Annotated in this window: 24 protein-coding genes; 11 read left to right on the top strand and 13 right to left on the bottom strand. The window is 42.1% G+C overall.

Annotation, left to right across the window (positions count from 1 at the left end):
- Positions 1 to 72 precede the first annotated feature (72 nt).
- Both ACH784_RS04735 and rluA read left to right on the top strand, forming a co-directional pair.
- Positions 73 to 1,941, top strand: coding sequence for a methyl-accepting chemotaxis protein (locus ACH784_RS04735; RefSeq protein WP_404393846.1), 1,869 nt, complete (start codon positions 73 to 75; stop codon positions 1,939 to 1,941).
- Positions 1,942 to 2,067: 126 nt separating this feature from the next.
- Positions 2,068 to 2,721: a bifunctional tRNA pseudouridine(32) synthase/23S rRNA pseudouridine(746) synthase RluA gene (gene rluA / locus ACH784_RS04730; RefSeq protein ID WP_404393845.1), complete on the top strand. Its 654-nt coding sequence runs from the start codon at positions 2,068 to 2,070 to the stop codon at positions 2,719 to 2,721.
- Between the two features lie 76 nt (positions 2,722 to 2,797).
- On the opposite strand, the gene ACH784_RS04725 is transcribed toward rluA, so the two are convergent.
- The 8 genes from ACH784_RS04725 to nudF all read right to left on the bottom strand — a co-directional run bounded on the left by ACH784_RS04725 (position 2,798) and on the right by nudF (position 11,669).
- Positions 2,798 to 4,105 (bottom strand): M20 family metallopeptidase, encoded by a 1,308-nt coding sequence (locus ACH784_RS04725; RefSeq protein WP_404393844.1) that lies wholly within the window; start codon positions 4,103 to 4,105, stop codon positions 2,798 to 2,800.
- 106 nt (positions 4,106 to 4,211) lie between these two features.
- On the bottom strand, positions 4,212 to 4,682 hold the full coding sequence (locus ACH784_RS04720; RefSeq protein ID WP_404393843.1) for a helix-turn-helix domain-containing protein: 471 nt from the start codon (positions 4,680 to 4,682) through the stop codon (positions 4,212 to 4,214).
- Positions 4,683 to 4,933: 251 nt separating this feature from the next.
- On the bottom strand, positions 4,934 to 7,234 hold the full coding sequence (gene parC / locus ACH784_RS04715; RefSeq protein WP_404393842.1) for a DNA topoisomerase IV subunit A: 2,301 nt from the start codon (positions 7,232 to 7,234) through the stop codon (positions 4,934 to 4,936).
- A 108-nt stretch (positions 7,235 to 7,342) separates the two neighbouring features.
- A complete protein-coding gene (parE, locus tag ACH784_RS04710; RefSeq protein WP_404393841.1) occupies positions 7,343 to 9,232 on the bottom strand; it encodes a DNA topoisomerase IV subunit B in 1,890 nt (629 codons plus the stop codon).
- A complete protein-coding gene (locus ACH784_RS04705; RefSeq protein ID WP_404393840.1) occupies positions 9,213 to 9,833 on the bottom strand; it encodes a YqiA/YcfP family alpha/beta fold hydrolase in 621 nt (206 codons plus the stop codon). Before ACH784_RS04705 ends, parE begins: the two co-directional genes overlap by 20 nt.
- Complete coding sequence (locus tag ACH784_RS04700; RefSeq protein WP_404393839.1) at positions 9,818 to 10,591, bottom strand: metallophosphoesterase family protein; 774 nt, start codon at positions 10,589 to 10,591, stop codon at positions 9,818 to 9,820. Before ACH784_RS04700 ends, ACH784_RS04705 begins: the two co-directional genes overlap by 16 nt.
- Positions 10,578 to 11,033 (bottom strand): DUF1249 domain-containing protein, encoded by a 456-nt coding sequence (locus ACH784_RS04695; RefSeq protein ID WP_404393838.1) that lies wholly within the window; start codon positions 11,031 to 11,033, stop codon positions 10,578 to 10,580. The genes ACH784_RS04700 and ACH784_RS04695 overlap by 14 nt, the downstream gene beginning before the upstream one ends.
- Positions 11,034 to 11,045: 12 nt before the next feature.
- Complete coding sequence (nudF, locus tag ACH784_RS04690) at positions 11,046 to 11,669, bottom strand: ADP-ribose diphosphatase (RefSeq protein ID WP_404393837.1); 624 nt, start codon at positions 11,667 to 11,669, stop codon at positions 11,046 to 11,048.
- A gap of 166 nt (positions 11,670 to 11,835) precedes the next feature.
- Between nudF and tolC the strand changes: the two genes are divergently transcribed.
- The 3 genes from tolC (at position 11,836) to ACH784_RS04675 (ending at position 14,853) form a co-directional block, all read left to right on the top strand.
- Positions 11,836 to 13,176, top strand: coding sequence for an outer membrane channel protein TolC (tolC, locus tag ACH784_RS04685; RefSeq protein ID WP_404393836.1), 1,341 nt, complete (start codon positions 11,836 to 11,838; stop codon positions 13,174 to 13,176).
- A 121-nt stretch (positions 13,177 to 13,297) separates the two neighbouring features.
- The gene (lpxL, locus tag ACH784_RS04680) at positions 13,298 to 14,224 is read left to right on the top strand and encodes an LpxL/LpxP family Kdo(2)-lipid IV(A) lauroyl/palmitoleoyl acyltransferase (protein ID WP_404393835.1); all 927 of its coding nucleotides are present in this window, start codon (positions 13,298 to 13,300) and stop codon (positions 14,222 to 14,224) included.
- A 14-nt stretch (positions 14,225 to 14,238) separates the two neighbouring features.
- Positions 14,239 to 14,853 carry a TcpQ domain-containing protein gene (locus ACH784_RS04675; protein WP_404393834.1) on the top strand — a complete coding sequence of 205 codons (615 nt, stop codon included), beginning with the start codon at positions 14,239 to 14,241 and terminating at the stop codon, positions 14,851 to 14,853.
- A gap of 131 nt (positions 14,854 to 14,984) precedes the next feature.
- Here ACH784_RS04675 and glnE read toward each other — a convergent pair whose 3' ends face one another.
- The gene (gene glnE / locus ACH784_RS04670; RefSeq protein WP_404393833.1) at positions 14,985 to 17,780 is read right to left on the bottom strand and encodes a bifunctional [glutamate--ammonia ligase]-adenylyl-L-tyrosine phosphorylase/[glutamate--ammonia-ligase] adenylyltransferase; all 2,796 of its coding nucleotides are present in this window, start codon (positions 17,778 to 17,780) and stop codon (positions 14,985 to 14,987) included.
- Positions 17,781 to 17,861: 81 nt separating this feature from the next.
- Here glnE and ACH784_RS04665 point away from each other — a divergent pair, with 81 nt between their 5' ends.
- Genes ACH784_RS04665 through ruvX form a run of 6 tightly spaced genes read left to right on the top strand, consistent with a single transcriptional unit; the run spans position 17,862 to position 22,143 of the window.
- Positions 17,862 to 18,755, top strand: a complete 894-nt coding sequence (locus tag ACH784_RS04665) for a hypothetical protein (RefSeq protein ID WP_404393832.1) — start codon at positions 17,862 to 17,864, stop codon at positions 18,753 to 18,755.
- A gap of 34 nt (positions 18,756 to 18,789) precedes the next feature.
- Positions 18,790 to 19,266 (top strand): hypothetical protein, encoded by a 477-nt coding sequence (locus ACH784_RS04660; protein ID WP_404393831.1) that lies wholly within the window; start codon positions 18,790 to 18,792, stop codon positions 19,264 to 19,266.
- A 57-nt stretch (positions 19,267 to 19,323) separates the two neighbouring features.
- Positions 19,324 to 20,058, top strand: coding sequence for a 16S rRNA (uracil(1498)-N(3))-methyltransferase (rsmE, locus tag ACH784_RS04655; RefSeq protein WP_404393830.1), 735 nt, complete (start codon positions 19,324 to 19,326; stop codon positions 20,056 to 20,058).
- A 55-nt stretch (positions 20,059 to 20,113) separates the two neighbouring features.
- The gene (gene gshB, locus ACH784_RS04650) at positions 20,114 to 21,070 is read left to right on the top strand and encodes a glutathione synthase (RefSeq protein WP_404393829.1); all 957 of its coding nucleotides are present in this window, start codon (positions 20,114 to 20,116) and stop codon (positions 21,068 to 21,070) included.
- 47 nt (positions 21,071 to 21,117) lie between these two features.
- A complete protein-coding gene (locus ACH784_RS04645; protein ID WP_404393828.1) occupies positions 21,118 to 21,678 on the top strand; it encodes a YqgE/AlgH family protein in 561 nt (186 codons plus the stop codon).
- Positions 21,679 to 21,693: 15 nt separating this feature from the next.
- The gene (gene ruvX, locus ACH784_RS04640; protein ID WP_404393827.1) at positions 21,694 to 22,143 is read left to right on the top strand and encodes a Holliday junction resolvase RuvX; all 450 of its coding nucleotides are present in this window, start codon (positions 21,694 to 21,696) and stop codon (positions 22,141 to 22,143) included.
- Positions 22,144 to 22,157: 14 nt separating this feature from the next.
- On the opposite strand, the gene ACH784_RS04635 is transcribed toward ruvX, so the two are convergent.
- The 4 genes from ACH784_RS04635 to ACH784_RS04620 all read right to left on the bottom strand — a co-directional run bounded on the left by ACH784_RS04635 (position 22,158) and on the right by ACH784_RS04620 (position 25,228).
- Positions 22,158 to 22,565, bottom strand: coding sequence for a hypothetical protein (locus tag ACH784_RS04635; protein WP_404393826.1), 408 nt, complete (start codon positions 22,563 to 22,565; stop codon positions 22,158 to 22,160).
- Between the two features lie 98 nt (positions 22,566 to 22,663).
- Entirely contained in the window at positions 22,664 to 23,074 is a 411-nt protein-coding gene (locus tag ACH784_RS04630) for a hypothetical protein (protein WP_404393825.1), read from the bottom strand.
- Positions 23,052 to 24,170: a PilT/PilU family type 4a pilus ATPase gene (locus tag ACH784_RS04625; protein WP_404393824.1), complete on the bottom strand. Its 1,119-nt coding sequence runs from the start codon at positions 24,168 to 24,170 to the stop codon at positions 23,052 to 23,054. Before ACH784_RS04625 ends, ACH784_RS04630 begins: the two co-directional genes overlap by 23 nt.
- 11 nt (positions 24,171 to 24,181) lie before the next feature.
- Positions 24,182 to 25,228, bottom strand: a complete 1,047-nt coding sequence (locus ACH784_RS04620) for a type IV pilus twitching motility protein PilT (protein WP_404393823.1) — start codon at positions 25,226 to 25,228, stop codon at positions 24,182 to 24,184.
- Between the last annotated feature and the right edge of the window lie 30 nt (positions 25,229 to 25,258).

Genomic DNA, 25,258 nt, shown 5'->3' with positions numbered 1-25,258 from the left:
ACAACAAGCATTAATCAAAAATTCGTTGCTAATAATAATAAAATGACTGGCCCTAGGCCTTTGGAGTTATGTGTGAAGTTTAAACACAAAATCATCGTCATATCCTCACTGGTCTTATTGCTTGCGCTCACCGTGCTGTCTGTAAAGCAATATTTCTCGCTAAAAAGTAATCTTGAAAAACAAGTAGAACAAAGTGTTACTGAGATCATACAAGGGATCAGCAACACGGTTACTGCACAGATGCAAGGCAGTGCAAATTTAGCTAGCCTAACCACTGACTTAGTCGCGCAAGCGGGAAGCTTAAACGAAGCTGCGCCGCTGCTTGCTCAGCAAAAACTGCAACAAGAATTCATTCTCATAGGGTATGGTGAAGAACGTACGGGTAAGTATGTTGCCAGTGATCCAAGCTGGAACCCAGGCCCGACTTGGGACCCAAGAAAGCGCCCTTGGTATCAAGATGCTAAAAACGCAGGCAAGTTGATTGTGACTGCGCCTTATGCCGATTCAGTATCGAAAGAAATCCTCGTTTCAATTGGCACACCGGTTAAAAAGTCAGGTCAATTTCATGGTGCTATTTTCTTTGACGTGAGCTTGGCAAAGCTCAGTAACATGATTAACTCTTTTAATCTATTCGATGCTGGTTTTGCTTTTATGGTGAGTAAAGACGGCACCATTATTTCGCACCCTAACAGCACATTAAACGGTGAGAAAGCCTCTAAGTTTTTAGGTAACACACAATTTAGACAAACTATGCAGAGTATTGAACTCAATGGCAAAGAGCACATTCTGGTATTCCAACAAGTGGAAGGGTTTGACTGGTTAGTAGGTGTTGCACTTGAAAAAGACAAAGTATTTGCCGCAGTTGATAACTTAACCAGTGACTCAATCACTTTCACTGTTTTGTTCGTAATTGTTGGTGTTGTACTACTTTCTCTTGTGATTAATATTCTCCTTAAACCGCTAGAAGATATTAACGACGCCATGGCGAATATTGCAAAAGGCAATGCTGACTTAACTGTGCGCTTAAATACAGATAGTGATCCTGAATTTGCAGAGCTTGCAGAAAACTTCAACTTATTTACCGCACGTCTTCAGGGGATCATAGAGCAAATTCAAAGCCTAGGTCGCGAAATTCTGGCAGATGCCAAACAAACCTCTAACGAGGCAAACCAATCTCGACAAGAAATTTCTCGCCAAGTTAATGCACTAGGTGCGTTAGTCGAGGCGACAGCCAGCATGTCTGATACCGAACAGCGTGTTGCAAATACCGCACAAGAAGCCGCCTCTGCGATTCAAAATACAGATACAGCTGCGCAAGATGGTCAAAAAGTTGTTTCAGAAACTACCTCTTCAATTGCGCAATTATCCGAGCAAATAAGCGATGCTGTTAATGTTGTGAATGAACTTGAAGTCTCAACAAGTGGTATTGAACAAATTCTATCTGTGATCAATGGCATTGCTGAGCAAACTAACCTGTTAGCACTGAATGCGGCAATTGAAGCAGCCCGTGCCGGTGAATCAGGTCGAGGCTTTGCGGTAGTTGCCGATGAAGTCAGAACACTTGCACAGCGCACACAAGAAGCGACTACTGAAATCAAATCGATGATTGATCAACTGCAAGCTGGTGCTATGAGTGCAGTTCAAGTTATGAAACAAAGTCAGCAAGTGGTACAAACGACGGTAGGTAAAGCCGATGAAACCAAACATGCCCTTGATGCGATACGAGACTCAATTGCACATATTGTTGATTTAAATATGCAAATCGCCAATATGCTACATGAACAAAGACAAGTGGTCACAGACGTCAATGACAATGCCTCTGAAATTCGTATTATCTCAGATACCGTGCTTTCTCAAGCTGCCAATGTCGACCAAACCATGCAGTCACAGTTTGATAAAATTGCTCATCAAGAGGATATGCTTGAGCAGTTTAAAGTTTAGCGAAAATCGATAACTTTAAGGATTTAAAACAGACTCCTATGAGTCTGTTTTTGTATGCGAAGTTAACTCGCTTATTACCTTTGCCTTAGGGTAGAATAGCGCCCTTGCTAAAAACGAGGTATTACTGTGCTACTTAACTATGCTCCCCCACTAGACCCATATTTAGATATTCTGTATCAAGATGACGATATGTTGGTTATCAATAAGCCCAGTGGATTGTTAACAGTACCCGGTAAAGACCCAAAACATGCCGATTGTGCAATTGCGCGAGTAAACCGTGTTTTTCCAAGTGCGAGAATAGTCCATCGTTTAGACATGGCAACTTCAGGCGTACTGTGTTTGGCCATGCACAAAGAAGCCCATCGTTTTTTAAGCATTCAATTTCAAGATAGATTGACCAACAAGTATTACATTGCCCGTGTGCATGGTAAATTAGCGCAGCCTACAGGCTCAGTTGATTTACCGCTAACATGCGATTGGCCTAACCGACCAAAACAAATGGTGTGTCACGAAAGTGGTAAACCGTCTTTGACACATTTTGAAGTGTTAGACTATGAAGCAGCTGCAACGCGCGTAAAACTCACTCCTATCACAGGGCGCTCACATCAGTTGAGAGTACACATGTTATCACTGGGTCATGTGATCTTAGGTGATAGGTTATATGCTAAAGATGAAGCGCTAGCCGCAGCAAACCGTCTACAATTGCATGCTGAAATGCTGCAAATCGCACATCCTCGCAGCGAAGAGATGATGACTTTTACCACGCCAGCACCGTTTTAAATAAAAGCGCCGCATTTTATCTTGCGGCGCTTCTTATCATTTAGCTAGATAACCTAAGCTCAGGTTAGATAAAAAATTACTGCTTAAAAAGATCAAGGGCACTGGCCGTCATAGCGCGCACGCCCGTATGAACTGCCAATTCATAATCTGGCGCAAACTTACTAGAATGCAATGAAGGTAAAGGCTCACCACTTTGCATTGCTGCTTTGTAGCTGTTTGGCTCAACTCCACCTAACCAAAAAATGGTGATGGGAATGTTTTCTTCGGTGCGACCGAATAGGCCAAAGTCTTCACCCGCCATTACAGGCTCAGCCTTTACAACCTGAGAGTCACCTAACTCTTGTTTTATACTGCTTGTCATACGAGTTGCAAGTTCAGGGTTGTTATAAGTTGATGGAATAGACTCTGATTCATGTACCACAACTTCTGGGTAAAGCGACTCATCTAACCCTGCACTTTGTGCAATACCCGCCGTTAAGCGTTTAATCGCCGCAATTTGTTGCTCTCGCACCGCAGGGTCGTATGAGCGTAGAGTTAGCTGTAACTTCACTTCATTTGAAATAATATTATGCTTTGAGCCACCGTGAATTGAACCGACAGTGATAACAGACGGCTTAAGCGGTGAGATTTCTCGACTAGTAATGGTTTGTAGTCCTAACACAATACGAGACGCTAATACCACAGGATCTATCGTTGTGTGTGGATAAGCACCATGTCCGCCTTTACCTTTGACAGCGATATCGACCGAATCAACGTTCGCTAAAGCATAACCTGGTGCAATTGCTACTTGCCCTGCAGGAAGCGATGCGCTGGTGTGTAAACCCAAAACATAATCAGGCTTTGCAAACTGCTTAAATAGCCCCTCTTTGATCATGGCTTTGGCACCACCACCGACTTCTTCTGCAGGCTGGGCCACCATCATCAACGTCCCTTGCCATTGGTCTTTATGCTTCATCAATTGCTCGGCGGTGCCTATCATACTGGTCATATGAATATCATGAGCACAACCATGCATAACCCCGACTTGGTTATTATGCTTATCTAACACTTTTACTTTTGACGCATAAGGTTTACCAGTTTGCTCAACAATGGGTAATCCATCTGTATCAGCACGGATCATCACAGTTGGGCCGTTACCATTTTTATATAAACCAACAACCCCATAGCCCCCTACATTACTAGTCACCTCAAAACCAAGTTGCTTTAGCTCTTTCGCTAAGCGCTTGCCTGTTTGTTCTTCTTGATAAGAAAGCTCTGGGTTTTGGTGCAGGTGCAAATAGAGCTGATTTAGTTTAGGTAGGCTTTGTTGTACAGATTTATTTAAATCTAAGGCATGTAAATTAGTACTTAGCATTAACGCTAAGCCAAGGCTCAATTTTTTCATGTTGTTGTTTTTATCTAGTCTATTAAGTGAACATTAAACTTAACAGCTTGCGGTGATTAACGCCAATAGCTAACAGTCTAATGTTCACCGTGTTTTTTGCCAAAGCCTAGAGAGAGTATTGCGACGCTTCTGCATCGAACCAAATACTGTATTTATTGCCAAGCCACAGGCAGAAGTTAAAAAAGTAACCAACCCCTAACATGATGACGCCGCCAGCTAGTGCAGGTTGACTTACAAGCCCAAGTAAACAAAACAGGTAACCGCTGATGTGGCAAGTAAAGATAGCACGCAGCGTTGCCCGTTTAGAGGGCGTCAAATTCATATAATTCAGTCCAAACCACCATTTCACCCATAAAGGTGCGCCTTGCCATAAATCTTTTTGTGTTTTCATATCTAACCTCGTTTGTTGTAATGTTTCGACATTTACTTCTAAAACGGAGGCAAGGCATTTTAATGATTCAAAACTGGCATTATGGCCGCTTTCAATGCGCTGAATTGTCCGAACATTCAATCCAGACATTTCAGCCAATTGCTCTTGGGTTAGGTGACGACTCATTCTTAACTGTTTTAAAATCATTTCTGTTTGATCCCTTGCTTCCAACGAGGTCACTATGGGTAAGTCAAATAAACTAAACCACGACTTTTACCCGACTCGAAATTTTTATCTTTATAATTCATGAATATAAAAACATTATTTTCAAACTTGATAAGTTAATTTGAGAGTTATACCTGTCCTCTTAAATAAGCTACCTATTTTGGAGATTGCCATTAATATAACCTTTCAAGAAAAAAAAGCCCGCAAGTGCGGGCTTCAAATTTCAAGTTGAGCTATTCAGCGCTGTCAGAAGCAATTTCATCTTCTAACGGCTCTGCCTTTGTAAACTCAATTTCATATTCGTCTACACGCTGTAAGCCTCGAGGAAGTTTATTACCACGACGACCACGTTCACCATAGTAATGCTCTAAGTCACTAGGTTTAAGGGTTAGTTTGCGCTTACCTGCATGTAAGGTAACCGATGCACCGTCTGGCACACACGCAAGCACTTTTACAAACTCTTCACGGGCCTGCACTTTCGCACTTGGAATAGAAATGATTTTATTACCTTTACCTTTGGCAAGTTTAGGTAAATCTCGCAGTGGGAAGATAAGCATACGACCTTCATTCGAAATCGCCATACAACGATCGGTGGCCACGTCATTTACCGTAAGTGGTGCTAACAACTCAGCTCCTTTTGGCACGCTAACCAAAGCTTTACCATTTTTATTACGGCTGACTAAATCACTAAAGCTAGCTATAAAGCCATAACCACCATCGGTGGCCATTAAATAGTGTTCGTCATCATCGCCCATCACGACATGCTCAAATGTGGCACCGGCTGCAAGACTGAAACGCCCTGTCATCGGTTCACCTTGGCTTCGTGCAGATGGTAGGCTATGTGCATCCGTTGCAAATGCTCGGCCTGTACTGTCTAAGAAGACGGCTGGCTGATTGCTCTTACCTTTTGCAGAGGCCTTATATTCATCACCTGCTCGGTAATTAAGCCCTTCAGCATCAATATCATGGCCTTTTGCAACTCGCGCCCAGCCCTTTTCTGATAATACAACCGTTACTGACTCTGATGGAATTAAGTCTTTCTCGCTTAATGCCTTTGATTCACCACGCTCAATGACAGGAGAACGACGTTCATCGCCATATAGCTCTGCGGCTTCTTGAATCTCTTTTTTCATCAAGGTCGACATACGACGCTCTGAACCAAGCGTTTGTTCTAGCTTGTCACGCTCTGCTGCAAGTTCATCTTGCTCGCCTTTGATTTTCATCTCTTCTAGCTTCGCTAAATGACGAAGTTTTAAATCTAAAATTGCTTCGGCTTGTTTATCAGATAAGTTAAAGCGCGACATTAACTCCGCTTTTGGGTTATCTTCATGGCGAATAATTTCAATAACTTCGTCGATATTTAAGAAGGCAATCATTAAACCTTCTAAAATGTGTAAACGCGCTAAGACTTTATCTAGACGATACTGTAAACGACGACGCACTGTTTCACGGCGGAACACTAGCCACTCAGCGAGAATTGAACGTAAGTCTTTAACTTGCGGTCTGCCATCTAGACCAATCATGTTTAAGTTAACACGGTAGCTCTTTTCTAAATCTGTGGTTGCAAATAGGTGCGCCATCAGTGGCTCAACTTTTACACGGTTAGAGCGCGGCACAACCACAATACGAGTTGGGTTTTCATGATCTGATTCATCGCGTAAGTCGGCCACCATCGGCAGCTTTTTCGCGGTCATTTGTGCTGCGATTTGCTCTAATACTTTTGCGCCCGAACACTGATGCGGTAATGCTGTGATCACAATCTCACCGTGTTCTTCGGTATAAACCGCACGCATTTTAATTGAGCCTTTACCCGTGGTATAAATCTTTTGAATATCAGCTTTAGGGGTAATGATTTCAGCATCTGTCGGGTAATCTGGGGCTTGCACCACTTCTAACAACTCTTCAAGGGTTGTTTTAGGCTTATCAAGTAAAGTACAACAAGCAGAAGCTAACTCACGAACATTATGTGGGGGAATATCTGTCGCCATGCCCACCGCAATACCCGTTACGCCGTTGAGCAAAATATGCGGTAAACGCGCAGGTAACACCTGAGGTTCATCCATGGTGCCATCAAAGTTCGGGATCCAGTCCACAGTGCCTTGACCGAGTTCTTTTAACAGCACTTCTGAGAATTTAGATAATCGGGCTTCAGTATAACGCATTGCCGCAAACGATTTAGGGTCGTCCGCAGCACCCCAGTTGCCTTGACCATCAACAAGCGGATAGCGGTATGAGAACGGTTGCGCCATTAATACCATGGCCTCATAACACGCACTATCGCCGTGCGGATGGTATTTACCAAGTACGTCACCTACCGTACGAGCCGACTTTTTATATTTAGCTGCAGCCGATAAACCCAGCTCGCTCATCGCATAAACAATGCGACGTTGAACTGGTTTTAAGCCATCACCAATATGTGGTAATGCTCGGTCCATGATCACGTACATGGAATAGTTTAAATAGGCGTCTTCGGTAAAGCGCCCCATGGTTTGCTGTTCTATGCCCTGTAAGGACAAAGCTTGCGGATCTGTCATATCACGCCCTATTGTTATTATCTTTATACGCTCAATACATTGAGTTTAAACGTACAAAGCCGCTAGCGGATAGTCCTGATAGCGGCAACTCAATTTTAAAATCTATTCTTATACTTCGGCTTTATCGCCATGGGCTTCTAGCCATACTTTTCTGTCACCCGAGCGCTTTTTAGCCAATAACATATCCATCATTTCTAATGTGTGTTCTTCTTCATCGAGTGTTAACTGGACTAAACGGCGAGTGTTTGGATCCATGGTCGTTTCGCGCAATTGCATTGGGTTCATTTCGCCCAGACCTTTGAATCGTTGAACGTTTACTTTACCGCGCTTTTTCTCGGCTTCAATGCGGTCTAAAATACCGCGCTTTTCATCTTCATCGAGCGCGTAATAAACGTCTTTACCAATGTCGATTCTAAATAGTGGCGGCATTGCCACAAATACATGGCCAGCTTTGACTAAAGTCGGGAAATGCTTAACGAATAATGCACACAAGAGTGTTGCAATGTGTAATCCATCCGAGTCGGCATCGGCAAGAATACAAATTTTGCCATAGCGTAAACCCGATAAATCGTCCGAATCAGGATCAATACCTAAAGCCACAGAAATATCGTGTACTTCTTGAGAAGCAAGAATTTGTCCTGATTCAACTTCCCAGGTATTTAGGATTTTACCGCGCAGAGGCATGATAGCTTGGAATTCACGATCTCGGGCTTGCTTCGCAGAACCACCTGCCGAGTCACCCTCTACTAAAAATAGTTCTGAGCGCTCTGTTTCACTGCCCGAGCAGTCGGTTAATTTCCCCGGTAATGCAGGACCTGATGTGACCTTCTTACGCACGACCTTTTTCGCCGCACGCATACGCTTTTGCGCATTGCTGATACACAATTCTGCAAGTAGCTCAGCCGTTTCTGTGTGCTCGTTTAACCACAAGCTAAATGCATCTTTAACAATGCCCGAAACAAAAGTCGCACATGAACGCGAAGATAGCTTTTCTTTGGTTTGACCTGCAAATTGCGGGTCTTGCATTTTCACCGATAACACGTAGCTACATTTATCCCAGATATCGTCTGGAGTTAACTTAACGCCTCGAGGCAATAAGTTACGGAATTCACAAAACTCACGCATGGCCTCTAATAGACCTTGGCGAAGACCATTTACGTGTGTACCGCCCTGTGCTGTCGGTATTAAGTTTACGTAGCTTTCTGCGATTGACTCGCCACCTTCAGGTAACCAGTGTAGCGCCCAATCGACACCTTCTGTTGAGCCACTAAAACTGCCAGTGAAAGGCGATTTTGGTAATACTTCGAAACCACTTGCTGCGTCTTTTAAGTAATCTTCAAGACCGGCTTCATAATGCCATTCTTGCGTTTCTTTTGTTTGCTTATTGATAAAGCGAATACGTAAGCCTGGGCATAACACCGCTTTGGCTTTTAGTAAGTGATTAAGCTTAGATAAAGAGAAGTTTGCTGAATCGAAGTAACTGGCATCTGGCCAAAAATGAACCGAAGTACCCGTGTTGCGTTTACCTACGGTGCCTGTCACTTCTAAATCTTGTACTTTGTCGCCATTCTCAAACGCCATTTCATAAACTTGCGCATCGCGACGCACGGTAATTTCGACACGAGTTGATAAGGCGTTTACAACCGAAATACCTACCCCGTGAAGACCACCTGAGAATTGATAGTTTTTATTCGAGAACTTACCACCGGCATGCAGCTTTGTAAGAATAAGCTCAACACCCGGAATACCTTCTTCGGGGTGAATATCAACAGGCATACCTCGACCGTCATCAATAACCTCTAGCGAGTTATCTTCATGTAGGATGACATCAATTTTAGTTGCGTGGCCAGCTAATGCTTCATCAACACTGTTATCTATTACTTCTTGACCTAAATGGTTAGGACGAGTGGTATCTGTGTACATTCCCGGGCGACGTTTTACGGGTTCTAATCCGTTTAAAACTTCTATCGCTTCGGCATTATAATTCTGCTGGCTCATAGCTTAATTCTTTATCTTTTTTATTCGATTTGTTGTACGTGATTTTAAGAAATTTGGCAACGGTGTCAAAGTAGCGTTCAAAACCTACAAAACTATGATCACCGGCAAACTCTACATGTTGCGCGCTTTGTTTGAAATAATCAACCGCTTGCTTAAATGGGAGTACTTCATCACCCATTTGTTGCAGTAACAAAACATTGCTTGGCTGAGAAAGCGTCTCAACATAAAACGACTTTAATGCAGCAACATGCTCTAACGTCAATTCATAATGCATGTCTTGATAGGGATTATACTGCGGTCCCAAGTAATCTGCTAATAATTCAAAAGGCTTAACTGCCGGATTAATCACAACTGCTTTAATGTTATGCAACTGTGATAAATAAGTCGCATAAAAGCCACCTAAAGAACTCCCCAACAACACTGTGTGTTGATCAATTAGCTGGGTAAGCTGAATGATGGCAACTCTAGGATCAAAATGTAAGCGTGGAGAAACATACTCAATATCAGGGTAATGTATTGATATCCATTGTCCAAACTGCTGCGCTTTAAATGAGTTCTCTGAGCTATTAAACCCGTGAATGTAAATTACGCGTTTAACCATATCACCTCTGTTTTAAACGCTGAACGTGAGAACTCAATTAGCCGAACCGCTGGGCCTAAATTTTGCTGCTGCCAATCTGGCGTTTCTTTTGAAAACTGAATCGATGTTGCTGGTGTTGCTAACACAGGCATCTCTCTATAACTTTTCGAGTAATCGTTATGCACATGGCCGTGAATAAGTACCTTTACTTTTTCACTCTCAACCAAAGCATTTAATAGTTGTGGCCCATTTTCTAAAATATGTTTATCTAAATAGCCGTTGATTGGCACTGGATGGTGATGACATAGCGCGAGCACTTGGTTTTCAGTTTCATGCAAATGCGTGTTTATTTCTTCTAAATGATTTTGCGTACACCAACCTGCTGGCGTGTCGCCTTTAGAATTAAGCAGTATTACTTCAATGCCATCTGCGACTAATTTTTTATGTGGCAGTATTTGAGTGTTTTCAATCGCTGTATACTCACTCAATTCATCGTGATTACCCGGCAACCAAAATATAGGACAAGTTAAACTACTTTGCTCAAGGAGCTGTGCAAACAATCGATAAGACTCGACAGTATGATCTTGGGTAATATCGCCACCAAAAATTGCTGCATCTAATTGTTGCGTTGCGAGAAATTCAAATGTCTCCGCTAAGTTGCTGGCTGTATTTACAGAAAAGTATTCACCTTCTCTATTAGCGAATAAGTGGCAATCAGTGAAATGAGCAAGTTTTAGATGGTGGGCCTCAAAAGTATAAGTTTGTTCAAACCATGCCATTATTAACATCCCAGTTTAACGGCACTCGACCACTTTCAAGGCAAGCCATTAACCAATCACCTAAAAAGGCATTAAGCTGATACTTTTCATCTTTGTGATGCATGCTCGGATTTGGGTAACCGTAAGAGGGTTTTATACGCTGATGAAAATCATGATGAACCACTTCAGCCACCTTCGCATCGTGATAAAGGCGCACGGCAAGGTCTAATTCTGGCAAGTAATCACTGATTGTTGAGATTTGTTTGATTGAAATATCTGTGGTGTATTTGGCGCAATCATCAATATGTACTTCATAGCTGGCATTGGCCAATACAATTTGGCGCTTTTCACCCACGACTTCTTCGGGTAACACTTTCAACGCGCGCAAATAGTTACGCTCACATAAAGTAATATACTTAGGGAGTGATTGAATATACTCTTTTCTAGCAACCACAATACTCAACGATACACCTCTTTACTCTACTTGCCATTGTTCCAAAATACGGGCTTTATTTAACGCTAACCATTGTAGACTAATCACAGTCGCAGCGTTATCAATTTCTCCACTGTTAAGACGCGCAATTGCTTCATCATAAGGCATTACATGTACTTTTATGTCTTCGTCTTCATTATCCAAACCATAAATACCACCAGCATTAGACAAATCAGTTTTTGCTAAATACAAATATAATCGCTCGGTGGTACCGCCTGGACTAGATAAATAAGATGTCATAAATTCAAGTTCTTGCAGCTCTAACCCTGCCTCTTCTTTGGCTTCTTTACGAACCACATCTTCATAGTCAGTTGACCCCTCGGCCATACCGGCAATACATTCTAATAACCACGGAGACTCTTTTGTCGCCAAAGCGCCAATACGAATTTGCTCAATAAGTAGTACATTATCTGTACTCGGATCGTATGGCAAAACAGCCACAGCGTGACCGCGCTCTAGTATTTCTCTTCGCACTGTTTGGCTCATGCCTCCTGCAAAAAGTGCATGATTAAATTTATACGCATGAATTTTAAAGAAGCCATCAAAAACCGGCTCAATTGATGTGATTTTTACATCATTTTCATTAAATTGATTTATAGACTTCATAAATTTACCTTTAAAAATAGGGCTCTAGAGGCCAAAAACTAGGTATTTCAACTGTAATATATTCTGTTACACTTGAACGTAAACTTTTACGTATTTACCCCTTTGCTATTGATAAAAACACGGTAACATACTCTCAATTAAAAATTGTCTAAGGATCGAGCGACAAATGAAAAAAAGCTTATTATCACTACTTGTTGGTTTATCATGCGCTTTAACCAGCACGATTTCTCAAGCCGAAGATTTATTACAAGTTTACGACATTGCAACTGCCAATGATCCTACGGTATTAAAAGCAAAAGCCCAAGCAGACGCACAAAAGTTTGCTAAAGACCGCGCATTAGGTGAGCTACTACCAACATTAGGTTTCTCAATGAGCTATGGCGAAACAGACTCCGATGGTTACGAGGGAAATGACACACAAGGTTATGTTTTTGGTAGTTCATCATCAGACTCATTCACTAGAACGCTTTCTCTTTCGCAAACCGTTTTCAGTTTAGGTGTTTGGGAAAGTTTAGGCATTGCTGAAAAACAAGCGCTTCAGTCTGATACTCGATATGCATTAGCGCAACAAGATTTAATCATTCGCATCGCGCAAGGTTACTTCGATGTTTTAAGTAAATTAGACAACCTTGAATTCGTACAAGCAGAAAAACGTGCAATCGAACGTCAGCTTGAGCAAACAAAACAGCGCTACGAAGTGGGTCTTACGGCTATAACTGATGTTCACGAAGCACAAGCACAATTTGACCGTGCGGTTGCTAATGAGATTGTAGCTTCAAATGATGTTGAAACTGCACGTGAAACACTCAGAACAATCACGGGTAAATACCACAGCAAACTTGACGCCCTAAACACAGATACTTTTTCAACTGTAAAACCTAGCAAGAAATCAACAGACTTTGTTGAAACAGCCAAAGATCGCAATCTATCTTTGCAGATCGCTAAGGCAACTTTAGATATCGCTGAAGACGAAATCGACAGAGCGCAAGCTGGCCACTACCCAACATTAAGCTTCGATGCTTCATACACTGATAGCCTATCAAATGTTGCCGGTGCAGATGGAAAGCCTCGTGGTGATACAACTAAAGTTGGCCTAACTTTTAACGTGCCAATTTATTCAGGTGGTAAGACACAGGCTGCAACAGATCAAGCTCGTGCAAACTTCGTTGCAGCAAGTGAAGATTTAGAAAAGAGTATGCGTGATATTACGCGCTCGGTGATTACATCATACAACCAGGTCATGTCTGATGTTGCAACTTACCGAGCACTAGAGCAAGCTGTTGTTTCAGCTGAAAGTGCATTACAAGCAACTGAAGCGGGTTTTGAGGTTGGTACTCGAACTATTGTTGACGTACTTGTTAGCACGCAAAATTTATATGCTGCGAAAAAGAATCTAGCTAACTTGCGTTACCAATACGTGTTGTCTTCTTTAAAACTAAAGCAAGCAGCTGGTACGCTTTCAAGAGCAGATCTTGAAGCAATCAACAAAGGTCTTGTTGAAGGCTAAAATTAAGTTCTGTATTACAGACACTTAAACTTCATTTTTCAAAAGCCGACATTAGTCGGCTTTTGTGTTTTTAAAAGCTTATCGTTAAACTATCGTCAATTCAGTGTACGAGAGAACTTTTGTGGTCACAAATCCATCTTTTAAACTTGCTTTTTTGGCACCAAAGTATTGGTTAACCTGGCTTGGCATCCTTTTTCTTTATCTTATTTCTTGGTTACCACAAAAAATACAATTTATTCTTGGCAAGGGTCTAGGAGTATTAGTACATAAATATGTAAAGAAACGCCGCAAAATTGCCGAAGTAAATATAAAGCTATGCTTTCCTGATATGAGCGAAGCCGAACAAGCTAAACTTGTCAAAGAGAACATGCAAAATACGGGTATCGCAACTTTAGAAACAGGTATGGCGTGGTGGTGGCCAAACTGGCGAGTCAAAAACGTCATTGGCTCAATCAAAGGCTTTGAGCATGTAGAGCGTGTACAAGCCAGTGGTAAAGGCGTTTTACTATTAGTACCTCATATGCTACACCTGGAAATGTTGGGTCGAATTGTGGGCTCAATACAGCCTGGAGTTGGGTTTTATCGTCCACACAATAATGCCTTGATGGAATTCTTTATGACCCGCGGTCGTTTGCGTTCAAACGATGCGTTAATAGGCAAAAGAGATGTGAAAGGCCTATTACAGTCATTAAAAGATAAGAAAATGTGCTACTACCTACCAGATCAAGATTATGGTAGAAATCGCTGTGAGTTTACGCCTTTTTACGCCGTAAAAGACACAGCAACAACAACAGGTACCCTGCTGTTTTCAGCAAGTAAGCATTGTGAAACTTTAAGCTTATCTGGTACTCGTGATGAATTCGGTAAATATCACCTTGAGTTTCATCCGCCGCTAGAAAACTTTCCAAGTGGCGATGACAATGGTGACGTAAGACGCGTGAACGAACGTATGGAGTTATCTATAGACAAAGCGCGTGCACAATATATGTGGTTGCATCGTCGCTTTAAAACCCGACCTGACGAAAATGCACCGTCATACTACAAATAAAGTGAGTATCTTGTATGGCTAAAAAAAATAAAAGAAAAAAGTCCTCTACATTAAGCTTCTGGGGCAAGCATATCATTTTGAGTGCCATTTTAATTGCAGCAGCCTATTACGTTTTAAATGGTGCCTTACCTTCTAATATGGATATGACCAAAACGACTAACGCTGCAGCGCAAGGCCTTTCACAATTTTATGAAAGCTTTCGAAATAGAGTAAATGAAAGAAACACTGAGCGAGACCAATACGTTATAAATTTAGGTAAGCCGACCTTCCCCCTTGATGATGCACTCGCTCAGCGAGGGCTTGTGGTAAAACCCTCATCACCAAGTTGGACCGGAGAGTTAGCTGCAAGACGATTTGAATCTGGCGGTACCCTAAAAAGTGTTATGGCAAATTATGCTCGAGAAGAAGGCATTGAGTTATTTTGGTATCTAGAAAGAGATTATGTGGTTAAGCATAACTTTAGAGTAGACAGCAATTTTATTTCTGCACTCTATCAGGTTGGCCGTGCCATCAACGATGATTTCGAATTTGAAGTATATACTTTCTTCTGCCCAAATTATCGAGCAGCCGTTATTACCGAAAACCCATCGCATTTTGTACGCAACAACTGCCGTCGCTTAACAAAGTGAAGCATTGCTTAAGTTTATAGCTTGCAAAGTAGCGATACTTTCAAAAAGAAAGGGCGCTATAACGCCCTTTTTGCTTATTCGGAACTCTGTTTAATACAGCCCCTAAATCGTGAAGATTAATATGATAGGCGTTATTCGAAAAGTTGCTGCCAAATACTGTGTACTTTCTCGACTTGTGTTTGCACTAACTCTCTCGACACGCATCGCCCTTGCTGGTTTAAGCTATTAAGATGGTAATGCTCACGAAGAGAACAGTAACAATCTGTCAATGCAACTTGTTGTTCTGCATTGATCACCCCTTGCTCAGCCGCACTTTCTAAAATACGGATATTATCTGGGTATTGCGTCAGTGCTGAGTTGCTTGCTGCATGCTTTAACACTAGATATTGAGCAATGAACTCAATATCTGTCATACCACCTAGCCCTTGTTTTAAATCGAATTCATGCTCACTGTCTTTAGAAAGATGAGCTCGCATTTTTTCACGCATTTTAACCACATCTTCTTTTAGCTTAACAGCTTCACGTTCAGAACATAAAATGTCTTTACGAATGTCAGCAAAGCGACTGTGTAGTTCTGGCTCGCCGTAAATCATTCGAGCTCGAGTAAGCGCTTGATGCTCCCAAGTCCAAGCCTGCGACTGTTGATAATGGTAAAAACTCTCAATGTTAATTGCCAGCAAGCCAGAGTTGCCTTCAGGTCTTAAACGCGTATCGAGTTCATATAAAATACCCGAAGCAGTGCGAGTGTTGAATAAATGCATAAGGCGCTGTGCTAGCTTTAAGTAAAACTGGCGAGAAGATATTTGTTTATCACCCGTGGTGTAGCTATCGCCCTGCTGATTGTGAACAAAAACCAGATCTAAATCTGAATCATAGCCGAGCTCTAATCCACCAGCCTTGCCATATGCGATGACTGCAAAGCCCTTTTTCATTTCATCACAGCCTTGCGGTTCGCCATAACGACTGACCATTTGTTGCCAAGCCAAATTAACCGATTGCGAAACAATTGCTTCAGCCAGTGCGGTAAGGTGATCACTCACCTTCATTATGCTCAATACGCCTGTAGCATCTGCTGCGGCAATGCGAAGCTGATGCGCCTGTTTAAATTGTCTTAACGCTTCCATTTGCAATTCAAGATCGTCTTGTTCAATACGCAAAAAATACTGACGAATTTCTCTTTGATATTCATCTAGTGGAAGAGGCTTATATAACGCGGCAGGGTCGATAAGCTCATCCAACAAAATTGGATACTTCGCTATGTGCTCGGCTATCCACTTACTGTGACCACACAACAATACAAGCTGCTTTAACGCCCCTTGATTTTCAAACAAGAGTTCTAGATAAGTCGTTCGGGAAGCGATCATCTCGACAATATTTAAAACCCGCTGCAGTAACTTCGCCGAACTTCTTTGCTGTGCTAAAGCATGTAATAACGCAGGCATTAGCTTATCGAGTATGTCTCGACCTCGAACTCCAACATGGCGCTTATTGAGCTTGCCATCAAATTCAGTCAACACTTGTTGCCATTGCTCTAACTGAGCTAGCTCCAAAATACCTTCTAGCTGTAAGCAGTCTCTTTGCAACCAAGCATAACTAAAGCTATCGTCATAGTTACTCTGCTCTTGCGGCTCATCACCCACCACAAGCGCAAACTCCTGGCGAACAGACTCCATAACTTGATTGATATGCGGCAAACTATTTGAAAAGTCATCTTGGCCCAGCAAATAAGCTAAACGGGATTGCCCTATAGCGGTGTCTGGTAGCGTTTGTGTTTGCTGATCATCAAAGGCCTGAAGGTATTGTTCAACTCTTCTTAAAAACAAATAGCTTTTGCTTAAACTATCACTGACATCCTCAGGTAAAATGCCCAGCGAAGTGAGTGCCTGCATCGCTTCCATTATTGACGGGGTTTGTAAATCGACATCACGACCGCCACGGATCATTTGCAAGGCTTGCACAATAAACTCGACTTCTCTGATCCCCCCAGCCCCTAACTTTATATTATTTACTAACCCTTTTCGGCGGACCTCTTGCGAGATCAGGTGCTTCATTTTTCTTAAAGATTCGATCACAGAAAAGTCGATATAACGGCGATATACAAAAGGTTTAAGTAGCTGCCTGAATTCATCCCAATAAGCATTTTCTTCACCTAATGGCCTTGCTTTGAGCATCGCATATCTTTCCCATTCGCGGCCCTGATCCTGATAATAATCTTCCATAGCAGCAAAGCTCATAACCAAAGGTCCACTTTCACCAAAAGGTCTTAAGCGCATATCAACTCGGAAGACTTGACCATCAGCGGTCACTTGATTAAGCGCACTGATAAGCTTTTGCGCAACCTTGGTGTAAAAGACTTGCGCCTCAAAACTGCGCCGGCCCCCTTGCGTCGGCACGTTTCGAGGGTAAGTAAAGATCAAGTCGATATCAGATGAAAAGTTTAATTCTCCCCCGCCTAGCTTACCCATTCCTAAAACCAACATTGGAAGCGGTTGCCCTTGCTCATCAATCGGGGTACCACATTGATTTACTGTTTGTGCAAACGCCCACTGATTAGCTGCTGCGATGAGTGTTTCAGAAAGAGTAGAGATATATTTGATACTGTCTGCAATCGGGTTGTGATGAACGAGATCTAACCACATCACTTTCAGCCAATATTGCTGTCGATAGGCTCTTAACTGACGAAAACACTCTGATTCATTTAATTCACTTAAATTTTCACCTAATGGTGCAGGCACTGAACGACACTCTAATGGTTGTTGTCGTAACCAAAATCCTAATTCAGGTCGTTTTTCTAAAATTCTAAATGCAAAATCACTTAGGCCAATTAACCGTCCTAACTGCTCATTATATGGCTCAGAGCCATATAATTGCTGCCAACGCTGCTTGGCTAATTGTAAAAATGAATGAGGAAAATCGACCTGACGCATAAAAAATCTCCAAAGCTAGGTAGCTCAATGAGTTGGGAGTCGTTATAGTTAATCTATTAAAACCATAACATTACACGTTATATGTCATATTTGTCTTTACTCGATATCAATATTTTTGTGATTTTAAGTAGCTTTGTTTTAGCTTGCCTAATAGTCATTGGCCATCGGCTTATTATTCAATACAAAGCGAAAAAAGCGCTTGAGTCCGAAATTGCCAAACGCGACAATTTTGCCTTTGGTATTAACTACGCCTGTCAGATAGGTATTATCGCGATCACGGGTGCTTATATCTTCCCCGATGTGTATGAGCATTTAGTTGCAGGTCATATTGCACTTGCTGTACTCACTATTGTGATTACGTTTTGTTTTATTCTGTTGGGTCAGTACATTCATCGTAAATGGATTTTAAACCGCTTCAATGAAGAAAAAGCCATCATGAAACAAAATATCTGTGCAGCATTGGTCGATTCGGGCATGTTGCTCGGCAACACCATATTAGTCCTCGGTATATTCCATTGGCTTCACCCGCAAGGCGTCAGTGATTTACTCGTAGCCACTTTGAGCTTTATTGTTTTACAACTCGTATTTGCTATTGATAGTAAACTCAGAGAAATGCGTTTTGCTAAAGCAAACCAAGGTGCTTCTTTACAGCAAAATTTTAATTTAGCGAATACTTCTATCGGTATTCGCTATGCGGGTAAAACGGTCGGCCTTGCTCTGGCTCTATTTGCAGGTTTACAAAGTGCCCCATACCATGGTGCAACCATAGTCGAGAACATTAATAGTGTGTTATTACACTGCGGCGTTATGTGGGCCTTACTTTACATAACAAGTTATTCTTTAATTCATTTTGCATTGCCGAAAGTGAATGTCGGACTTGAGGTAGATCACCAAGATAACATTGGTGTTGCCTGTATAGAATTTGCAGTTTTCACGGCTATGGGCTATTTACTTATTAATCTCTTTTCAGTTTAGTGAATGACTTCGCTGGCTGAAGCATGGTGGAAGTATGGCGACTTGTTTTGAAAACTTTTTACTTATAGATAGTAACGCCGAGTTCAGCAGGGACTTTGTGACCTATCAAAATCAGCAATTTCCAAACAAGCCGCAGCACATTATTGTTGCAGGTGAAGACACACGTCATTTGGTAAAAATGATGTTCGACAACCTCATAAAAGACTACTGCTATTGTGACTTTGCCAACGAGATCAGTGTGACTGAGCTTGCCGCTTACCTGTTAGAACACCATCAAATCGCAGGAGTGATTATCCATGATTTGGATTTTCACTTAGCGAATGATGAGCAAAGGGCTATTTTTAATTCACTTCACCCCATAAGATTCCTCGTTGAACTGACTCCTGAAGGCTATAACTACAGTCAAATTCCAGATAGTTTTCAAGAAAACCATATGTCTTGCCATACTGAACACTTAGATGAAGAGGATAAATCCATTGCAGAGTCTTTGTGTAAATTAGAGAATGACTAGACGTCGCTTTCGCTTAGCCTTACTATTGCCGCATCTATTTTTCTAAGTCTAGTTATTATGCGCATTCCTCATATTTATCAACCTTCAGAGCTTAGCCTCAATACCCCTGTTCAGCTTTCTGATGATGCCGCTGGCCATATTGGTCGAGTATTAAGAATGCAGCAAGGCGACCAAGTTTCGTTATTTAATGGCGAAGGTGGTGAATATCTATGTAACCTGACTGAAGTAGGTAAGAAATCAGTTACTGCAATGCCAATAGAGTTCAAAGAAATAGACGTTGAATCACCTTTGAAAATTCATCTTGGCCAGGGCATTTCTCGCGGTGACAAAATGGATTTCACCATTCAAAAATCGGTAGAACTTGGCATTACCGAAATTACGCCACTTTTCACGACTCGTTGTGGGGTAAAACTAAGCGGTGATCGTCTTGCTAAAAAACATCAGCAATGGCAAAAAATCGCCATTGCCGCTGCCGAGCAGTCGGGTCGCAACTTTGTAACTAAAATTCACCCTCCCGTACAGCTCTCTGAGTGGCTGTCACAGCAAAGTGAAGAACTAAAGTTAACGCTGCACCCTCGTGCCGAGCACAGCATCAAAACTTTACCAGCTCCAGCACATGGAGTGCGTTTTGTAGTGGGGCCTGAAGGCGGCTTTACTGATGAAGAAATGGCTGCGACCTCTGAACAAGGCTTTGTTGATGTTCGTTTAGGCCCGCGTGTACTTCGTACTGAAACTGCCGCTTTAACTGTGTTAAGCGCACTACAATTGCAATTTGGTGATTTAGCACTTTAAAAGTGCTTTTCTACCCCCATATTGATTAAAACATTCAAATAACTAGGTAAACATTATGGCAATTAAACTCGGTATCATTAGCGATCCAATCAGTGGTTTCAATATTAAAAAAGACACTGGCTTTGCCATGATGCTCAGTGCGCAACAACGTGGCTATGAGCTTTACTACATGGAAATGGACGATTTGTTTTTATACCAAGGACAAGCTCGTGCAACCGCAGCTAAAGCAACCGTATTTGACGACGTAGACAACTGGTATGCGCTAGAAGATAAGCAAGACATTGCACTGAGTGACCTAGATGTGATCTTAATGCGGAAAGATCCCCCATTTGATACTGAATACATCTATGCAACCTATATTCTTGAGCGCGCCGAAGATGCCGGTACTTTAGTCGTTAATAAGCCGCAAAGTCTACGCGATGCTAACGAGAAGCTATTTACTGCTTGGTTTAGTGAGCACACACCAGATACGTTAGTAACCCGCTCTCAAGCACAAATTCGCGAGTTTTTAACCAAGCATGGCGACATCATTTTAAAGCCACTTGATGGCATGGGTGGCGCATCAATATTCAGAGTCAAACAAGACGATCCTAACATTGGCGTGATCTGTGAGACTTTAACTGAACATGGCAGCCGCTTTGCGATGGCACAACAGTATATTCCAGAGATAAAGCAAGGCGATAAGCGTGTTCTGGTTGTGAATGGTGAAGTTATCCCTTACTGTTTAGCGCGCATCCCTCAAGGCGGTGAAACACGTGGTAATTTGGCCGCTGGCGGTCGTGGTGAAGCGCGTCCAATCAGTGAAGACGACCTGAAAGTCGCTCAAGCTGTCGCACCAATTCTAAAAGAAAAAGGTCTAATTTTTGTTGGCTTAGACATCATTGGTAACAAGCTAACAGAAATCAATGTCACAGCGCCAACTTGCGTAAAAGAAATAGAAGCGGCGTTTGATATTTCAATTATGGATAAATTCTATGAGGCGATAGAAGGAAAACTCGCCCATAATAGATAAACAAATGGGGCAATCTATGCCCCACCTTCTAACCTAAGGTTATCAATATGCAATCATCATTAGAGAATCATTTCTTAATTGCTATGCCCAGTTTGCAAGACCCTTATTTTAAGCAAAGTGTGACGTATATTTGTGAGCATAATGAAGAAGGTGCGATGGGATTGGTAATTAACCACCCTGTCAATGTCACTGTTGGTGAGCTACTAGATAAAATTGATATCGAAAATAACAAGATGAGTGAGGCGGCTAATCGCCATGTATTTGCTGGAGGGCCAGTTCATACCGACAGAGGGTTTGTGCTTCACACGCCTAAATACGGTTACTCATCGAGTCAAGAGCTTAGCTCAGAGATCATGATCACCACATCTAAAGATGTGCTAGCAAGCTTAACTTATGACGATAGCCCCAGTGATTTTATTATAACGCTTGGCTATGCGGGTTGGGAGCAAGGCCAATTAGAGCGTGAGCTTTCAGAAAACAGTTGGTTAGTGATTAAAGCCGACCCTGCAATCATTTTTAATACCCCCGTTGAGCTTCGCTGGCAAAAAGCCGTAGAAATGCTAGGCTTCGATGTCTCAAAACTTGCGACTATCGCTGGCCACGCCTAACACAGAATAGAATTCATGACAGATAAAAAAGAAAAAACGCCCATTGGCCAAAGAACGGTAATGGGCTTTGATTTTGGTACTAAAAGTATTGGTATTGCTGTTGGTCAAGAGATCACAGGCACAGCTAACAGTGTTGGCGCTGTAAAGGCACGCGATGGCATTCCTAACTGGGATGAAATTGGCGCTCACATAGCAGACTGGAAGCCTGATTTATTGGTAGTTGGACTGCCTTTAAATATGGATGGCACGAATCAACAAGTCACGTTCCAAGCAAAAAAGTTTGCTAATCGCTTACACAATAACTTTAAACTGCAAGTTGAAACTCAAGACGAGCGACTAACTACCACTGACGCGAAAGCGCGTTTGTTTGAGCAAGGTGGCTATCGAAATTTAGGTAAGGGCAACGTAGACAGTATGTCTGCTGTGATCATTTTAGAAAGCTTTTTCGAATCACAATGGGGCTAGCGCTGCCCCATTTGTTATTTTTTAGTGTTTGTTTCTGGTAACTGGTTAAGCACTTTATATTTGTTTAAATCGGGTATAAAACCTGCCTGCTGATATGCTTTTAATATCACTCCTCGCTCATTAAGCATGGCCAACCCCGTTGCTAAAGCTTTAAATGCCATGGCACCATATGGATGCTTTTTAGAGACCACTAGATGTCGACTGCCATCTAATAAAACCACAAGCTTTGGATGGGCAACCAATTTAATCCCTTCTAGATTGAATTCATTATTTAAGCTAGGCATTAACGGCATCAACATAAAATCAGCCCACTTCATATTTACCATTCGCGCTTGTGATATCCACTCATGCTCAACATACAGTTTTTTTAGCGGTAAATTGTGAAGCGTTTCCCAATCTGTTCGCCAGCGCGGTGTACTCACTGATGTATAATTTACTAACTGAGAAAACTCGCTGAGTTGCTTTACCTTCTCATTATCTTGCGCATGAAAGATGCCAGCAAAGTATTGCCCACGCTTAATTAAAGGCTCACTGACATAAACAAACTCTTCAAGTGCTTTGCATCTTCAAGCCAATAGCTATCCATACTGAGTAACAATTTGCCTTGTTGCAGCAACTTGGTATTGGTGAAATTAAAGTTTCCGGTTTGATACTCAAACTCTTTCTCAAACCCACCTAAACGTAATGCCTGTTGAGTTAAAATCATATCGACCACATCACGGCGAGTATATCGTCCAGAGAAATCGCTGATCTCACTTACACTACGACCATTTAGAAAACGTTTGTAATCGTTATAGACGTCATCTCTGACATAAATTTGAATTTTGTTGTTATCAAGGGCATGAGCCGCACCGCATTGCAGTGCGCTCACTAAAAGACAGAAAAAAAGTGTAATTTTTATTAAAGAGTTATTTTGAATCCAACCCATCAACAGTCACACCTTGTAAGAAACCTGCACCTTGCTGCTCATTATTCTGCAGCTTTATCATTAAGCGTAGATCATTTGGCGAGTCTGCGTAGTGAAGTGCGTCTGCATAATTAATACGACGTTGTTTATAGAGCTCAAACAAGGCCTGATCAAAAGTTTGCATACCCATTTCTTTAGACTTTGCCATGGTTTCTTTTATCGAGCCGATATCACCTTTTTTGATAAGCTCAGCCACCATTGGCGAGTTAAGTAAAATCTCGATGGCTGCTTCACGCCCTTCCCCTTTCGCTGAAGGCACGAGTTGCTGAGCAACAATGGCACGCAGATTCAAAGCTAAGTCATATTTAAGCTTATCATGTTTCTCTTTCGGAACCAGGTGCATAATACGGTCAATCGCTTGGTTAGCGTTATTTGCGTGCAGTGTTGCCACACATAAATGGCCTGTTTCAGCAAAGCTAAGTGCATATTCCATAGTTTCTTGAGAACGAATTTCACCAATTAAAATAACATCTGGAGCTTGTCGCAAAGAGCTCTTTAGCGCGGCTTCAAAGCTCTCTGTATCAATACCTACTTCACGTTGCGTGATAATGCTTTTTTTGTGCTCATGCACGAATTCAATTGGATCTTCAATTGTTAGAATATGACCACGCTGATTACGGTTTCTATAGCCAAGCAGTGCTGCTAGTGATGTTGATTTACCCGTACCTGTACCACCCACAAACAGCACTAAGCCGCGTTTTGACATGATCACATCCGTCAAAACTGAAGGTAAACCCAAATCATTCACATCGGGAATTTGCGTCACAATGCGACGCAATACCATACCTGCACAATCTCTTTGCCAAAATGCAGAAACACGGAAACGTCCTTCATCTGTGGCAATCGCAAAATTACATTCTTTTTCGCGATAGAACTCTTCTTTTTGCCTGTCATTCATCGCAGACTCTACGATCTCCAGAGAGGCTTCAGGTGTTAAACGCTCTTCGCTTAAAGGCGTTAATTCCCCATCAATTTTGGCACTGACAGCAAGACCAGCAGAGACAAATAAATCTGATGCTTGTCGGTCAACCATGGCTTGTAAGAATTGATTAAGTAGCATGCTCGTCACTCCTACATGTTTGGACCAAATTGTGCTTTATCGTGCGCTTTAGATTGCGCATCTTGTGCCGTAATAAGGCCACGGTTAACCAAATTCTTTAAACACTGATCCATGGTTTGCATACCATGCATGGCACCGGTTTGAATTGCCGAGTACATCTGGGCAATTTTATCTTCACGGATAAGGTTACGAATTGCCGGAATACCGAGCATAATTTCGTGTGCTGCCACACGACCCCCACCTACTTTTTTAACCAATGTTTGAGAAATAACCGCTTGCAGTGATTCAGATAACATTGAGCGCACCATGTCTTTTTCTTCACCCGGGAATACATCGATAATACGGTCAATGGTTTTGGGTGCTGATGTGGTGTGCAAAGTACCAAACACTAAATGACCTGTTTCAGCTGCTGTCATAGCTAGACGAATGGTCTCTAAATCACGTAATTCACCCACTAGAATAACATCAGGGTCTTCACGCAGCGCAGAGCGAAGGGCCGCTTTAAAGCTGTGTGTATCTCTATGCACTTCACGCTGGTTAATAAGACTGAGTTTATTTTGATGTACAAATTCAATTGGGTCTTCGATGGTTAGAATGTGGTGATGTTTGCTGTTATTAATATAATCGACCATCGCAGCTAAGGTGGTTGATTTACCAGAGCCTGTCGGCCCAGTAACCAGTACTAAACCTCGAGGGTTATCTGAGATATCTCTAAAAATATCTGGCGCACCTAAATCATCTAAAGACAGAACCGTTGAAGGAATAGTACGAAATACCGCTGCAGGACCACGACTGGTGTTGAAGGCATTAACACGGAAACGCGCTAAATTAGGCACTTCAAAAGAAAAATCCACCTCTAAATTTTGCTCATAGTCCTTTCGCTGGTTATCATTCATAATATCGTAAACGAGGCTATTTACGTCTTTCGATTCTAATGCGGGAATATTTACACGACGCACATCGCCGTCAACCCGGATCATCGGTGAAACCCCCGATGATAAATGTAAATCCGAGGCTTTATGTTGAACACTAAAGGCCAATAATTCAGTAATATCCATGTATGACTCCACAACGAGCTGAAATATAAT

Origin of the sequence: Pseudoalteromonas phenolica (genome assembly GCF_044788725.1) — a bacterium.
GTDB lineage: Bacteria > Pseudomonadota > Gammaproteobacteria > Enterobacterales > Alteromonadaceae > Pseudoalteromonas > Pseudoalteromonas phenolica_C.
The sequence above is the reverse complement of the archived record's forward strand: the minus strand, read 5'-3'. Positions and strand labels throughout refer to the sequence as shown.

What these genes read in the sequence shown, in the direction of transcription:
- parE (WP_404393841.1), bottom strand. Translation starts at nt 9,232, where the DNA reads ATGAGCCAGCAGAATTATAATGCCGAAGCGATAGAAGTTTTAAACGGA.
- ACH784_RS04675 (WP_404393834.1), top strand. Translation starts at nt 14,239, where the DNA reads ATGGCTAAAAAAAATAAAAGAAAAAAGTCCTCTACATTAAGCTTCTGG.
- ACH784_RS04720 (WP_404393843.1), bottom strand. Translation starts at nt 4,682, where the DNA reads ATGATTTTAAAACAGTTAAGAATGAGTCGTCACCTAACCCAAGAGCAA.
- nudF (WP_404393837.1), bottom strand. Translation starts at nt 11,669, where the DNA reads ATGAAGTCTATAAATCAATTTAATGAAAATGATGTAAAAATCACATCA.
- ACH784_RS04725 (WP_404393844.1), bottom strand. Translation starts at nt 4,105, where the DNA reads ATGAAAAAATTGAGCCTTGGCTTAGCGTTAATGCTAAGTACTAATTTA.
- ACH784_RS04625 (WP_404393824.1), bottom strand. Translation starts at nt 24,170, where the DNA reads ATGCTACTTAATCAATTCTTACAAGCCATGGTTGACCGACAAGCATCA.
- ACH784_RS04645 (WP_404393828.1), top strand. Translation starts at nt 21,118, where the DNA reads ATGCAATCATCATTAGAGAATCATTTCTTAATTGCTATGCCCAGTTTG.
- tolC (WP_404393836.1), top strand. Translation starts at nt 11,836, where the DNA reads ATGAAAAAAAGCTTATTATCACTACTTGTTGGTTTATCATGCGCTTTA.
- ACH784_RS04705 (WP_404393840.1), bottom strand. Translation starts at nt 9,833, where the DNA reads ATGGTTAAACGCGTAATTTACATTCACGGGTTTAATAGCTCAGAGAAC.
- ACH784_RS04620 (WP_404393823.1), bottom strand. Translation starts at nt 25,228, where the DNA reads ATGGATATTACTGAATTATTGGCCTTTAGTGTTCAACATAAAGCCTCG.
- parC (WP_404393842.1), bottom strand. Translation starts at nt 7,234, where the DNA reads ATGACAGATCCGCAAGCTTTGTCCTTACAGGGCATAGAACAGCAAACC.
- ACH784_RS04660 (WP_404393831.1), top strand. Translation starts at nt 18,790, where the DNA reads ATGGCGACTTGTTTTGAAAACTTTTTACTTATAGATAGTAACGCCGAG.
- ruvX (WP_404393827.1), top strand. Translation starts at nt 21,694, where the DNA reads ATGACAGATAAAAAAGAAAAAACGCCCATTGGCCAAAGAACGGTAATG.
- rsmE (WP_404393830.1), top strand. Translation starts at nt 19,324, where the DNA reads ATGCGCATTCCTCATATTTATCAACCTTCAGAGCTTAGCCTCAATACC.
- ACH784_RS04665 (WP_404393832.1), top strand. Translation starts at nt 17,862, where the DNA reads ATGTCATATTTGTCTTTACTCGATATCAATATTTTTGTGATTTTAAGT.
- glnE (WP_404393833.1), bottom strand. Translation starts at nt 17,780, where the DNA reads ATGCGTCAGGTCGATTTTCCTCATTCATTTTTACAATTAGCCAAGCAG.
- gshB (WP_404393829.1), top strand. Translation starts at nt 20,114, where the DNA reads ATGGCAATTAAACTCGGTATCATTAGCGATCCAATCAGTGGTTTCAAT.
- ACH784_RS04700 (WP_404393839.1), bottom strand. Translation starts at nt 10,591, where the DNA reads ATGGCATGGTTTGAACAAACTTATACTTTTGAGGCCCACCATCTAAAA.